This is a genomic window from Streptomyces sp. NPDC102283, from assembly GCF_044766265.1.
GTDB lineage: Bacteria > Actinomycetota > Actinomycetes > Streptomycetales > Streptomycetaceae > Streptomyces.
The window spans coordinates 43,210-55,817 of record NZ_JBIWLQ010000027.1 but is presented as its reverse complement, the minus strand read 5'-3'; the positions used below and the strand labels follow the sequence as shown (position 1 = coordinate 55,817).

Annotated in this window: 13 protein-coding genes; 5 read left to right on the top strand and 8 right to left on the bottom strand. The window is 74.0% G+C overall.

Annotated features, from left to right (window positions below; translation table 11 throughout):
- Positions 1–2: 2 nt before the first annotated feature.
- From ACIRJT_RS35670 to ACIRJT_RS35650, 5 genes are all read right to left on the bottom strand, one after another.
- Entirely contained in the window at positions 3–665 is a 663-nt protein-coding gene (locus ACIRJT_RS35670; RefSeq protein ID WP_403917861.1) for a response regulator, read from the bottom strand.
- The gene (locus ACIRJT_RS35665) at positions 662–1,936 is read right to left on the bottom strand and encodes a sensor histidine kinase (RefSeq protein ID WP_403917858.1); all 1,275 of its coding nucleotides are present in this window, start codon (positions 1,934–1,936) and stop codon (positions 662–664) included. The genes ACIRJT_RS35670 and ACIRJT_RS35665 overlap by 4 nt, the downstream gene beginning before the upstream one ends.
- The gene (locus ACIRJT_RS35660) at positions 1,933–2,901 is read right to left on the bottom strand and encodes a hypothetical protein (RefSeq protein ID WP_403917969.1); all 969 of its coding nucleotides are present in this window, start codon (positions 2,899–2,901) and stop codon (positions 1,933–1,935) included. Before ACIRJT_RS35660 ends, ACIRJT_RS35665 begins: the two co-directional genes overlap by 4 nt.
- Positions 2,902–3,158: 257 nt before the next feature.
- On the bottom strand, positions 3,159–3,635 hold the full coding sequence (locus ACIRJT_RS35655) for a GNAT family N-acetyltransferase (protein WP_403917855.1): 477 nt from the start codon (positions 3,633–3,635) through the stop codon (positions 3,159–3,161).
- Complete coding sequence (locus ACIRJT_RS35650; RefSeq protein ID WP_403917853.1) at positions 3,635–4,405, bottom strand: IclR family transcriptional regulator; 771 nt, start codon at positions 4,403–4,405, stop codon at positions 3,635–3,637. Before ACIRJT_RS35650 ends, ACIRJT_RS35655 begins: the two co-directional genes overlap by 1 nt.
- 254 nt (positions 4,406–4,659) lie before the next feature.
- Between ACIRJT_RS35650 and ACIRJT_RS35645 the strand changes: the two genes are divergently transcribed.
- The 4 genes from ACIRJT_RS35645 (at position 4,660) to ACIRJT_RS35630 (ending at position 8,840) form a co-directional block, all read left to right on the top strand.
- Complete coding sequence (locus tag ACIRJT_RS35645) at positions 4,660–6,177, top strand: aldehyde dehydrogenase family protein (RefSeq protein ID WP_403917851.1); 1,518 nt, start codon at positions 4,660–4,662, stop codon at positions 6,175–6,177.
- On the top strand, positions 6,174–6,785 hold the full coding sequence (locus ACIRJT_RS35640) for a DUF1349 domain-containing protein (protein ID WP_403917847.1): 612 nt from the start codon (positions 6,174–6,176) through the stop codon (positions 6,783–6,785). The genes ACIRJT_RS35645 and ACIRJT_RS35640 overlap by 4 nt, the downstream gene beginning before the upstream one ends.
- A gap of 161 nt (positions 6,786–6,946) precedes the next feature.
- The gene (locus tag ACIRJT_RS35635; protein WP_403917844.1) at positions 6,947–7,663 is read left to right on the top strand and encodes a DsbA family oxidoreductase; all 717 of its coding nucleotides are present in this window, start codon (positions 6,947–6,949) and stop codon (positions 7,661–7,663) included.
- A 118-nt stretch (positions 7,664–7,781) separates the two neighbouring features.
- Positions 7,782–8,840 carry an aminotransferase class V-fold PLP-dependent enzyme gene (locus ACIRJT_RS35630; protein ID WP_403917842.1) on the top strand — a complete coding sequence of 353 codons (1,059 nt, stop codon included), beginning with the start codon at positions 7,782–7,784 and terminating at the stop codon, positions 8,838–8,840.
- A 23-nt stretch (positions 8,841–8,863) separates the two neighbouring features.
- On the opposite strand, the gene ACIRJT_RS35625 is transcribed toward ACIRJT_RS35630, so the two are convergent.
- Positions 8,864–9,370 (bottom strand): MarR family winged helix-turn-helix transcriptional regulator, encoded by a 507-nt coding sequence (locus ACIRJT_RS35625; protein WP_403917841.1) that lies wholly within the window; start codon positions 9,368–9,370, stop codon positions 8,864–8,866.
- A 152-nt stretch (positions 9,371–9,522) separates the two neighbouring features.
- Here ACIRJT_RS35625 and ACIRJT_RS35620 point away from each other — a divergent pair, with 152 nt between their 5' ends.
- On the top strand, positions 9,523–10,593 hold the full coding sequence (locus ACIRJT_RS35620; RefSeq protein ID WP_403917838.1) for an alkene reductase: 1,071 nt from the start codon (positions 9,523–9,525) through the stop codon (positions 10,591–10,593).
- On the opposite strand, the gene ACIRJT_RS35615 is transcribed toward ACIRJT_RS35620, so the two are convergent.
- Together ACIRJT_RS35615 and thpD are read right to left on the bottom strand one after the other, a co-directional pair.
- Positions 10,569–11,606 carry a VOC family protein gene (locus tag ACIRJT_RS35615; RefSeq protein ID WP_403917835.1) on the bottom strand — a complete coding sequence of 346 codons (1,038 nt, stop codon included), beginning with the start codon at positions 11,604–11,606 and terminating at the stop codon, positions 10,569–10,571. The two genes, ACIRJT_RS35620 and ACIRJT_RS35615, sit on opposite strands and share 25 nt — an antisense overlap.
- Before the next feature lie 102 nt (positions 11,607–11,708).
- Positions 11,709–12,602 carry an ectoine hydroxylase gene (thpD, locus tag ACIRJT_RS35610; protein WP_403917833.1) on the bottom strand — a complete coding sequence of 298 codons (894 nt, stop codon included), beginning with the start codon at positions 12,600–12,602 and terminating at the stop codon, positions 11,709–11,711.
- Positions 12,603–12,608 lie beyond the last annotated feature (6 nt).

Genomic DNA, 12,608 nt, shown 5'->3' with positions numbered 1-12,608 from the left:
GCTCAGCCCGGGGTGATGAAACCGGACTCGTACGCCGCGATGACCGCCTGGGTGCGGTCCCGGGCGCCGGTCTTCGCGAGGACCGCCGCCACATGCGTCTTCGCCGTCGCCGGGCCCACCGAGAGCCGCCCCGCGATCTCCGCGTTGGTCAGCCCCGCCGCCATCAGCCGCAGCACGTCCGCCTCCCGCCCGGTCAGCCTCGCCACCCACGCCGGAGCCCCGCCCGCCCGCCGCCCTGCGTGCTCGGTGGCCAGCGTGCGTACCGCCGCCGGATAGAGGAGCGAGTCGCTGTACGCCACCAGGCGCACCGCCTGCACCAACTCCTCGGCGGCCGCCCGCTTCAGCAGGAACCCGGCCGCCCCGACGCGCAGGGCCTCGTACACGTACGCGTCGTTCTCGAAGGTCGTCACGACGACGATCCTCGGCGGGTCCTCCAGTGTGGCGAGGATCTGCTCCGTGGCCCGGATGCCGTCGATCTGCGGCATCCGCACGTCCATCAACACCACGTCGGGCCGCAGCGCCCGCACCACGGACACGGCCTCCGCGCCGGTGGCGGCCTCCCCGATGACCTCGATGCCCTCCTCGGCGTCCAGGATCACGCGCAGCGCCGTACGCACCATCCGCTCGTCGTCCGCCAGCACCACCCGCACCGCGGCCCCGCTCATCGCCGCCCCTCCGTCCGCCCGGCCGTGCCCGGCACCGTCGGCAGCGCGGCGGTCAGCCGCCAGACGCCGCCGTCCGCCCCCGCCCCGGTCCGGCCGCCCAGCAGGACGGCCCGCTCCGCGACGCCGCGCAGCCCGCGACCGCCCCCGGGACGCAGCCCGGCGGGCCGCTCGCCCAGCGGATTCTCCATCACGATCTCCAGCTCCCTCTCCCGAACCGCGATCAGCAGCCGCACCGGGGACGTGCCCCCGCCGTGCCGCGACGCGTTGCTCAGCCCCTCCTGGACGATCCGGTACGCCTCCCGCGAGACCACCGGGTCCACACGGTCCGGATCGCCCTGCCGCTCGTACGCCACCCGTACCCCGCAGTGCGCCAGCAGCCCGTCGAGCGCGTCGAGCCCCGGCCCGTACGCCGTGTCCTCGTCGTCCGGCTCCCCGTCCTGCCGCAGCAGCCCCAGCACCGAGTCCAGCTCCCCGACCGTCCGCCGCGTCGTCTCCTCGATGGCGGTCAGCGCCTCGCGGACGAACTCCGGATCGCGGTCCAGGACCCGGCGCGCCGCCCCCGCCTGAAGGGTCACCGCACTCAACGCGTGCCCCACCGAGTCGTGCAGCTCCCGGGCGAGCCGGTTGCGCACCGCCAGATCCGCCGCGCGGCGCTCGGCGGCGGCCAGCCGGTCCTCGGGCGTCGGCCCCAGCAGCACCGGCGCCCGCCGGGCCAGCACCTCCCCGGCCACCGCCGCGACCGACGCCAGCGCCAGCAGCATCGCGAGCCCGGCGAACGGGGCGAGGGCCAGGGCCCACGGCTCCCGCAGCGCCTCGGGACCGTCGAGCAGCCAGGTGGAGCGCAGCCCCGCGGAGACCGGCAGGGCGGCCACCGCCACCGCGAACGGCGGCAGCGCCAGGGTGCTGCCGCTGACGATCCCGCCGAGCGCCAGATGCAGGGTGTACCAGCCGGCGGTACGCACCCGGGCCTGCCGGGTCCGGGCGGGCCCCTCGGCCAGCAGGGCGGGCACGACCCCGCACAGGGCGCGGGCGGCGGCCACGGACAGCGGCCGGACGAGCGGGAAGAAGCCGGTGACCGCCGCGATCGGCAGGGCGATGGCGAACGCGGCGAACTGGGCGGCCACGGACGAGGAGAGAGCCCTCCCGCCACCCGTCATGCCGACCAGGACCGTGCCGACGAGGAAGTACGGCATCAGCAGTGCGCCGCCGATGATCAGATGCAGCCAGCGCAGCCGCGCCCGCCGCCCGAACAGCGCGGCCGGCGGCATCATGACACCCGGTCGGCGGCCGGGTCGGGGGCTCCGGCGGTCGCGGGCAGCGCGGAGGCGGCCGCGCGCTCCGCGAAGAAGTGGGCGCCCAGCGTCACGACGAGTGCTCCGGCCAGCATCTGGACAGCGTAGGTCAACACCGTCGCCGTGGTCGGACGGTCCGCCGCTTCGCCCGCCCCGATCAGCCCCGCGACGCTCAACCAACCGCCCCAGCAGGCCATTTCCGCCGAACCCGCCCAGGCCAGGACGAGCGGCAGCCGCAGGGAGAGGCGGCCGGACCGCCGGAAGCCGAGCAGCAGCACGCCGACGGCGGTGACCACCACGAAGAGCAGGTTGACCGCTTCCAGGACGTAGAAGTCGCTGGTGCGGTCCGCCGCCCGGCCCGCGTCGAGCCCGGCGGTCGAACCGGTGACCCACAGCAGGTGCGTGACGCCGGGGAAGAGAGCCGCCGAAGCCGCGGCGACCGCGGTCGCGCGCAGGGCGGGCGCGGTCGGACCCTCCGGCAGATCCCGCAGCCGCCCCCGCCACAGGTGGCCCCAGCGCTCCCTGGCGTACAGCGCGAACAGGACGCCGAGGGCGAGCCCCTGGACGATGAAGCCGCCGTAGACGACGCCGAAGACCCACGGCTGGAGGAACGGTTCGGAGTTCCCCTCGCCGACCGGCCGCCCGCCGCCACCGCCGAGGAGTCGGACGGCCAGCTGGACCGGGAAGGCCGTCATGATCGGCAGCAGCAGACCGCTCGCCACCCACATCGGCAGCACCAGCAGCCAGGCGGGCACCCGCCGGCCCCAGGGCCGGGTGAGGAGCAGCGCGAGGACGATGACGGCGCCGTCCATCAGCACCGTGGCCCCGTTGGCGACGCGCAGCAGGGTGCCGCCGTCCAGCAGCGCGCTGCCCTCCGGGATGCCGAGCCGACTGCCCGCCATCCAGGCCACCTTGAGCCCGATGTAGGGCAGACAGGCCACCATGGCGACCACCCGGAGCACGGACCGCGCGAGGCCGACGCGGTACGAGGGCGCCTCGGGCGGTGCGACGCGGGAGGGTGCCGCGGCGCGGTGCGGTGGCGCCCCATGGTGCTCGGGCGCCCCGGACCGGTGGGGCGGGGCGGGCGCGGGTGCCTCGGGGGGCCGGTTCACTGTCATGGCACCCAGGCTTCCGCGCCCGCCGGCCCCGCACGTCCTGCCCGGCGACGATCCGTCTCCGCCGCGCGGGGGAGGAGTCCGGCTCAGCCGCGCAGCGTGACCAGGACCTCGTCGACCTCCTCGCCCCGGGCCCGGGCGAACCCGCGCTCCTTGCCGGTCACCACGAAGCCGCACTTCTCCAGCACCCGGCGCGAGCCGAGGTTGTCGGCCGCAGCCCGCGCGTGCAGCGGGCGCGTGGGCGTCTCGTCGAGGAACGCCCGCAGAGCGGCCGTGGCCAGCCCCCGGCCCCAGTGCGCGCGGTCGATCCAGTAGGTCACCTGGCGGTCGCCGGGGTCCCCGTACTCCCCGACGTGGCCCACCACCGCACCGTCGACCACCACCGTGCGCATCACCACGCGGGTCCCGGCCCGGATCCGCGCCCAGTGGGCGTCGAACGCGGCCCGGTCGGTGGGGTCCTCGGCGGTGAACGCGGCGACGCGGGTCGCCCCGGGGTCGCTCATCCAGGCGAAGAACAGCGGCAGGTCGCCGTCTTGGACCGGGCGCAGTGTTATCCCGCCCATCAGAGCCTGCGGGTCGCGAGAGCGAGCCGGTCCCGGGCGTCGAACAGGGCGTCCTTCACCAGCTGTTCGTGTCCGGGGGTGAGCCGGGCGACCGGCACCGAGCAGCTGATCGCGTCGCGCGCGGGTGTCCGGTAGGGAATCGCCACGCCGAAGCAGCGCAGGCCGATGGTGTTCTCCTCGCGATCCACCGCGTAGCCCTGCTCGCGGACCAGCCGCAGCTCCTCGATGAGCTTCTCGCGGTCCGTGATGGTGTGCTCGGTCAGCGCGGGCAGCGACTCGGGCAGCATCTTGCGGACCTGCTCGTCGCTGTGGGTCGCCAGCAGCGCCTTGCCGAGCGAGGTGGAGTGCGCGGGCAGCCGACGGCCGACCCGGGTGAACGGGCGCAGGTAGTGCTGGGACTGCCGGGTGGCGAGGTAGACCACGTTCGTCCCGTCGAGGCGGGCCAGGTGGATGGTCTCCGTGGTGTCGTCGGACAGCCTGTCCAGGGTGGGCCTGGCGGCGGCCACGACCTCGTCGCCGTCGATGTACGACGTGCCGACCAGCAGCGCGCGGACGCCGATCCCGTACCGGGTGCCCGTCGCGTCCGTCTCCACCCAGCCCAGCTCCACCAGGGTGCGCAGCAGCATGTAGAGGCTCGACTTGGGGTAGCCGACGGCCTCCTGGACGGCGGCCAGCGAGTGCATGCCCGGCCGCCCCGCGAAGTATTCGAGGAGTTCCACGGTCCGTACCGCGGACTTGACCTGTGCCCCACCGGACTCGGCGACCGACATCGCCCACGCCCCCTTCTCCAGCTCGACGACTTCGCGTCCGCGTCCGGGTCCACAGCTCGTTCCGCGTCCGCGTCGGCGTCCGAAAGGCCGCCACCCGATCCGCCGCACGATTGCCAACACCGAACGCCCGCAAATAGAGTCCCAGGACATTCACGTCCAGGAACTCTGTTCAGAATACCGAACACTTGCTGATGTGCGGCCGAAGCCGGCCGGAAGTCGGCCGGAGGTCGGTCGCACCACGGGAGGTAATCACGGTGAACGCAGCACCAGTCTGGAGTGTCGACCCCCGAACCGGGAAGCCGCGCGAGCAGGTCGCGGTGGAGGCCACCGCCGGGGAGGTCGACCGCGCGGTCCGGGCGGCCCACGCCGTCCGCGACGCCCTCGCCGACCGCGCGGCGCGCGCCGCTTTCCTGCGTACGGCGGCGGAGCTGCTGGAGGAGTCCGGCGAGCACATCGTCGAGGCGGCCGACGCGGAGACCGCCCTCGGCCCGGCCCGGCTCAGCGGCGAACTCGCCCGCACCGCAGCCCAGTTGAGGGCCTTCGCGGAGGTCGTGGACGAAGGCGCCTACCTCGACGTCCACATCGACCACCAGGACGGCTCCCAAACCCCGCCCTGGCCCGACCTGCGCCGCTACAAGATCCCGCTCGGGGTCGTCGCCGTCTACGCGGCCAGCAACTTCCCGCTCGCCTTCTCCGTGCCCGGCGGCGACACGGCCAGCGCGCTCGCGGCCGGCTGCCCGGTCGTGGTCAAGGCGCACCCCGACCACCCGGCCACCTCCGAACTCTGCGCCTCGGTCCTCCGCCGCGCCGCCACCCGCACCGGACTGCCCGAGGACGTCGTGACCCTGGTGCACGGCTTCGACGCGGGCGTCGAGCTGATCCGCCACCCGCTGGTGGGCGCGGCCGGCTTCACCGGCTCGGTACGCGGCGGACGCGCCTTGTTCGACGCGGCCGCCGCCCGCCCCGCGCCCATCCCCTTCCACGGCGAACTCGGCTCCCTCAACCCGGTCGTCGTCACCGGGGCGGCCGCCGCCGAGCGCGCCGGGGAGATCGGCGCCGGACTCGGCGGCTCGATGACCCTGGGCGCGGGCCAGTTCTGCACCAAGCCCGGCTTCGTCCTGGTCCCCGAGGGCGCGACGGGCGACCAGCTCCTCAAGACGCTCACCGAGACGGTCAGCTCCACCGGCTCCGGCGTCCTGCTGGACCACCGCATGCGGGACGCCTTCGTCGCGGGCGTACGGGAGCGGGCCGCCCTGCCGGACGTCGGGGCGCCCGTCACCCCCGGCGCGGGCGGCGAGCACACCGTCTCCGCCGGATTCCTCACCGTCCCGGCCGCCCGGCTGACCGCCGAGGGCCCGCACGACGCGCTGCTGGAGGAGTGCTTCGGGCCGGTCACCGTGATCGCCCGGTACGCCTCCGCCGACGAGGCCGCCGCCGTCCTCGCCCGGCTGCCCGGGAACCTCACCGCCACCCTCCAGGCCGCCGTGGACGCCGACCCCGACGCGGCGCGCCTGCTGGCCGCCCTCACCCCGCTCGCCGGGCGCGTCCTCGTCAACGGCTGGCCGACCGGCGTCGCCGTCGCCCCCGCCCAGCACCACGGCGGGCCCTACCCGGCCACCACCTCCACCTCCACCTCCGTCGGCGCGACGGCGATCGAACGCTGGCTGCGCCCGGTCACGTACCAGTCCACGCCCGAGGCGCTCCTCCCGCCGGAGCTGCGCGAGGACAACCCGCTGGGCCTGCCCCGCCGGGTGGACGGGCGCCGCGCGTGAGCCCGCACCTGGACGCCCTCCCCTTCGCTCTGCAAGCGGAGGGCCCCGACGGACGCTGGACCCACGCCGACGGCGTGCTGACCGGCCGTGCCGGACCCGGCCAGGACCTGTTCGTCCCCCCGTCCGGCGACTCCCTCGATCCGGCCGCCGACGCGCCGCGCCTGCTCGGAGCGGTGGGGGAGGGCGACTTCCGGCTGGTGGCCCGGGTGCGCCCGGGGCTGCTGGCGGCCGGTGACGCGGGCGCGCTGTACCTGCACGTCGGGGACCGCGCGTGGGCCAAGCTCTGCCTGGAGCACTCCTCGGACCTCCCGACCGTCTGCACCGTCGTGACCCGTGGCCACAGCGACGACGCCAACGCCTTCGTGGTGGAGGAGGGCGTCTGCTGGCTCCGCCTCAGCCGCACCGGCGGCGCGTACGCCTTCCACGCCTCCGCCGACGGCGAGAGGTGGACCTTCGTCCGCTTCTTCACCCTCGGCACGGCGGCGGAACGGGCGGCCGCCCGCGTCGGCTTCCTGGTGCAGTCGCCCACCGGCGAGGGCTGCGGCGCGGTCTTCGACCGGATCGCGTTCCTGGCCGGGGGAGTGGAGGACCTGCGCGACGGGCGGTGACGGCGGTGGGGGAGACGCGGCGGTCGTGGGGCGGAAGGACGCACGGGAAGGTCCGGGAATCACCCGGTACGGATTCGCGTTCGACTCACTGACCTGTACGGAGGACACCTGTGCGCAGGACCCCTCCGCGCCCGCCGCGACCCCTGGAGAGAAGAAGAGTCATGCGCGTCGAGATCTGGAGCGACATCGCTTGTCCCTGGTGCTACATCGGCAAGGCCCGCTTCGAGAAGGGCCTCGCGGAGTTCGCCCACCGGGACGAGGTCGAGGTGGTGCACCGCTCCTTCGAGCTCGACCCCTCGCGGGCCAGGGGCGACACCGCGCTCGTGATCGACATGCTGGCCGAGAAGTACGGCCGCAGCCGCGAGGAGGCGGCCTCGATGGAGGCCAACGTCGCGGCCAACGCGCAGGCCGAGGGGCTCGGCTACCGCACCGAGGGCCGTGACCACGGCAACACCTTCGACCTCCACCGGCTGCTGCACCTGGCCAAGGCCCGCGGACGTCAGGACGAGCTGCTGACACTCGCCTACCGGGCGAACTTCGCCGAGGAGCGGTCCGTCTTCGACGACGAGGTGCTGTTCGCCCTCGCCGTGGAGGCCGGACTCGACGCCGACGAGGCCCGTGCCGTGATCGCCGACCCGGAGGCGTACGCGGACGACGTCCGCGCCGACGAGCGCGAGGCGGCCGAACTGGGCGCCAACGCCGTGCCGTTCTTCGTCCTCGACCGGCGGTACGGGATCTCCGGCGGCCAGCCGTCGGAGGTCTTCGTCCAGGCGCTGGAGCAGGCCTGGAAGGACCGCCCCGTCACCGCCCTCACCGCCGTCGGCGGGGATGCGGCGGCCTGCGACACGGACGGGTCCTGCGAGGTCCCGCGCAGCTGAGCTCCCTTCCGGAGCGGTGCCCGGGAGGAGCACGGAAGCCGTACTCATAAGCGTTCCTTGGGTACCCTCATGACTATTCGTGATTGACTTTGAGTCAGGGGGGCTTCAGGGTGGACGCATGACGATCTTCGCGCCCATCCGAGCGGCAGCCGTCGAGTTCGCGCCCGAGGTCACCTACCTCAACACCTCCAGCTGGGGCCTGCTGCCCCGCCGGACGATCGCCGCGGTCAAGGCCCTGGCCGACGAGAACGCCGCGGGGCGCCGGGTGGGGGCGGGCAGCTTCGAGGCGGTGGAGGCCGCCCGGGTCGGCTTCGCCCGGCTCGCCGGGGTCCATCCGGACCGGGTCGCCACCGGCGGTTCCGTCACCGTCCACGTCGGTCTGATCGCCGCTTCGCTGCCGCCGGGCGCCGAGGTCCTCTGCCCCGAGAACGAGTTCTCCTCCGTGGTCAGCCCGTTCGCGCTCCGCGGCGATCTGCGCGTGCGGTACGCGCCGCTCGACTCGCTCGCCGCGGCCGTGCGCCCCTCGACCGCCCTCGTCGCCTTCTCCGCCGTGCAGTCGGCCGACGGCCGGGTGGCCGATCTCGCCGCCGTCCGCGCCGCCGCCGCGGCGCACGGGGCCCGGACCCTGCTGGACGGCACCCAGGCGGCGGGCTGGCTCCCCCTGGAGGCGGGGGCGTACGACTACACCGTGACCGGCGGCTTCAAGTTCCTGCTCTGTCCGCGCGGTACGTCGTTCCTGACCGTCACCGAGGAGGCGCAGGGCACCCTGCCGCCCCTCTTCGCCGGCTGGGTCTCCGCCGGCGCCCCCTGGACGGGCAACTACGGCCCGCTGGAGCGCCTCGCCCCCACCGCCCGCGGCCTCGACGAGCCGCCCGCCTTCCTCTCGTACCACGGGGCCGAGCACTCCCTGGACCTGCTCGCCGAGGTGGGCGCCGACGCCCTGTACGCGCACGCCACCGGGCTCGCGGCCCGGCTGCGGTCCGGGCTGGCGAAGCTCGGGCACGAGACCGTTCCCGGAGAGTCGGCGATCGTCTCCGTGCCGGGTCTCGAGGGCCGTCAGCCCGATCTGGCGGAGGCCGGTATCGCCGTCTCCGCCCCGGCCGGGAATCTGCGGATCTCCTGCCACCTCTACAACACCGGGGCCGATGTGGACCGGGTCCTGGATTTCCTGGCCTGAGCTGTGCGGCTGCGCCCGCGGCGTCAGTGCCGGTCCGGGCAGTCCGCGGTCTCCCGGCAGAGGTTCTCCTCGACCTTCGCCAGCAGCCGGACCAGCTCCGTGCGCTCGGCCGGGTCGAGGCCCGCGAGTGTGTGCTCCTCCAGGCTGCCCCAGGCGTCCCGCACCGCGGTGTGGAGCGCGCAGCTCTCGTCCGTCGCCTCGACCAGCACGGCCCGCCGGTCGGCCGGGTCGGGGCGGCGGCGCACGTGCCCGGTCTGCTCCAGCCGCTGGAGCATCTTCGTGACCGTGGACGGGTCCAGGTCCAGGGTCCTGATCAGCTCCGTCTGACGGACCGCGCCCCGGTCCCACAGGTGCATCATCAGCAACTCCTGCCCCGGGTAGAGGTCCACCCCCTTGAGCGCCTTGCCCGCGGCGGTCCGGTGCAGCCGGGCCACCCGGGACACGGCGTGGCTGACGGGCCCGCTGAGCGCCGCCGTGGGCGGCGCGTCCGTACAGGCGTCTTCCGCGGGGGTGGCGCGGCCGGTGGTCATGGCGGGCTCCTGGGAGGTCCTCGGGGTTGCGGGCGGAGGCTCTCGATGATGCCCGACGGTTTCCCGCAACTTTACCTTGGTCGGCCAATGGATGGGTTACAGTTGCCGCTACCGCCGATGCTTGGCCGACCACATACTTCTTGGGAGCCCTCATGACCACCGCTTTCGACCCGATCGACCTGTCCGGCACCCAGCTGGCCAACCGCATCGCACTGGCCCCGATGACCCGCAGCCGGGCCGACGAGGGCGGCACCGCCACCGAGCTCACCGCCACGTACTACGCCCAGCGCGCCTCGGCCGGCCTCGTGATCACCGAGGGCATCCAGCCGTCCGTCGTGGGCCAGGGCTACCCCGCCACGCCGGGTCTGCACAGCGCCGAACAGGTCGCCTCCTGGCGCAAGGTCACCGACGCGGTGCACGCCGAGGGCGGCCGCATCTTCGCCCAGATCATGCACGCGGGCCGCATCGGCCATCCGGTCCTGCTGCCGGACGGCCTCGTGCCCGTCAGCGCCTCCCCGGTCAGGGCCGAGGGCCAGGTCTACACCCACGTCGGCCCGAAGGACTTCGTCGAGCCGCGCGAGCTGACGGACGCCGAGATCCACGCGACCGTCGCCGACTTCGTCGCCGCCTCCCGCAACGCCGTGGACGCCGGCTTCGACGGGGTCGAGCTGCACGGCGCGAACGGCTACCTCATCCAGCAGTTCCTGGCCCCCAACACCAACCTGCGCACCGACGCGTGGGGCGGCTCCGACGAGGCCCGCACCCGCTTCGCCGTCGAGGTCGTCAAGGCCGTCGCCGCCGAGATCGGCCCGGAGCGCACCGCCCTGCGCATCTCGCCCGGCAATCCGTACAACGACATCGACGAGCCCGCGCCGGAGGCCACGTACACCGCGCTGGTGCGGGCGATCGAGCCGCTCGGCATCGCCTACCTGCACGTCCTGGAGGCGGCCCCGATCCGGGAGCTGACCCTCGCCCTGCGCAAGGCCTTCTCCGGGACCGTCGTCATCAACGTGCACTCCGAGGGAGCCACCGGCCCCGACGACCACACGGTGATCGACGACGGCATCGCCGACCTGATCTCCTACGGGTCGCTCTTCCTCGCCAACCCGGACCTGCCCGCCCGGCTGAAGGCGGGCGGGCCGTTCAACACCCCCGACCCGTCGACCTTCTTCGGCGGCGACGCCAAGGGCTACACCGACTACCCGGCGCTCGGCGCCGTCTGATCGTCCTCGCGAGGCCTTCCGTCCCACCGCCACGAGGTGCGGCGCGGGTGGTCCGGCAGCTCGGCGCGTCCGGTGGCCCACAGCAGTACGGCCCACCGGTCGCCGCCCGCCGGGGCGTCCGGGAAGAGCCGGGCCAGCACCCGGTCGCAGAGCGCCGGGGGCGGCGACCAGGCCGGCCCCAGGCCCTCGGCGAGGTCATGCGTGTGCACCAGGGTCTCCACCACGCCCATCGCGGCGAAGCCCTCCGGGTCGGAGATCCCGTACCCGTGGTACGAGCGCACCTCGCGCGGCGTCGTCCGCACCATCGAGGCCAGCAGCGCCCCGCTCGCCTCCAGCGTGGCCAGCAGCCCGGCGGGGCCGGCCCCGCGGTCGGCGAACACCGCGTTGTGGGGCCCGCCCTGCCGCTCGGGCGCCCACCGGTAGGGCACCTCGCGGTCCAGCGGAGGCGTGCGGGGCCCCAACTGCACGGCGTACGCGAACAGATCGTCGCTCAGGTGCTCCACCGTCTCCCAGCAGGTCCAGTCGAGGCTCCCCGCGGGCGCGTCCCAGCGGTCCGCCGGGGCTCCTGCCAGCACGTCCACCGCGAGACGCACCGCCGAGGTCACATCGTCGGCGGTCACCGGCAGCCGGGTCCCGGTGAGCGCCGCCCGCTCGGCGGCGGAGCACTCCACACAGAACTCGTTGCCCTCGGGATCGGCGAGCGTCGCCCAGCCGCGCCCGTTCGGCCTGCGGTGGTCGCCCACCATCCTCGCGCCGAGCGCGAGCAGCCGCTCCACCTCCTCGTCCCGGGAGCGGTCCTGCGGCTGGATGTCCAGGTGGACGCGGTTCTTGGTCCGTTTCCCCTCGTCCACCTGAACGAAGAGGATCGCCGCGCCGGGGGCCTCGACCAGCGCCTCCGGGTCGCCGGGGGCGTCGTCGTCGGAGAGCGGCGCGCCGAGCACCTGGGCCCAGAAACCGCCGAGGGCGTAGGCGTCGGCGCAGTCGATCGTGATGTGGCGTACATGGGAGGTCATGGCGCACAGCCTCTCCGCAGACCCGGCCCCGGTCCAACGAGTTACGCGGAAGGGGCCGGGACGGCGTACCGTCCCGGCCCCGGGTCCCACCCGTGCGTCCCGCTACCCCACCGGAGTGAAGTCCCGCGCCCCGATGAACTCGGGGCGGCGGATCGGAGCCGCGAAGGGCTCCTGCGCCGCGTTCTCCACGCTGTTGAAGACGATGAAGACGTTGCTGCGCGCGTACGGGGTGATGTTGTCGCCCGAGCCGTGCATGGCGTTGCAGTCGAACCAGGTCGCCGAACCGGCCTTGCCCGTGAAGAGCTTGATGCCGTGGCGGTCGGCCATCTTCGTCAGCGCCTCGTCGGACGGAGTGCCGGCGTCCTGCATCTGGAGCGACTTCTTGTAGTTGTCCTTCGGCGTCTCGCCCGCGCAGCCGAGGAACGTCTTGTGCGAACCGGGCATGATCATCAGCCCGCCGTTCGTGTCGAAGTTCTCGGTCAGCGCGATGGACACGGACACCGTCCGCATGTTCGGCAGACCGTCCTCCGCGTGCCACGTCTCGAAGTCCGAGTGCCAGTAGAAGCCCGTGGCCCCGAAGCCCGGCTTCACGTTGATCCGGGACTGGTGGACGTACACGTCCGATCCGAGGATCTGGCGGGCCCGGCCCACCACCCGCTCGTCGCGGACCAGACCGGCGAAGACCTCGCTGATCCTGTGGACCTCGAAGACGGACCGTACGTTCTGTGACTGCTTCTCGACGATCGAGCGCTCGTCGGCGCGGATCGCCGGGTCGGAGATCAGCCGGTTCAGCTCCGCCTGGTAGACGGCGACCTCGTCCGGGGCGATGAGCTGGTCGACGGTGAGGAAGCCGTCGTGCTCGTATCCCTGGAGGTCCTTGGCGGCGACCGGACCCGGTGCGCCCGGCGCGGACCAGATGACCGGGTCCTGGCGGGGAGTGGTCATCTCGGCGGCGCCGCGCGAGGGGTACAGATCGGCGCGTACTTCGGTGGTCATGGTGGT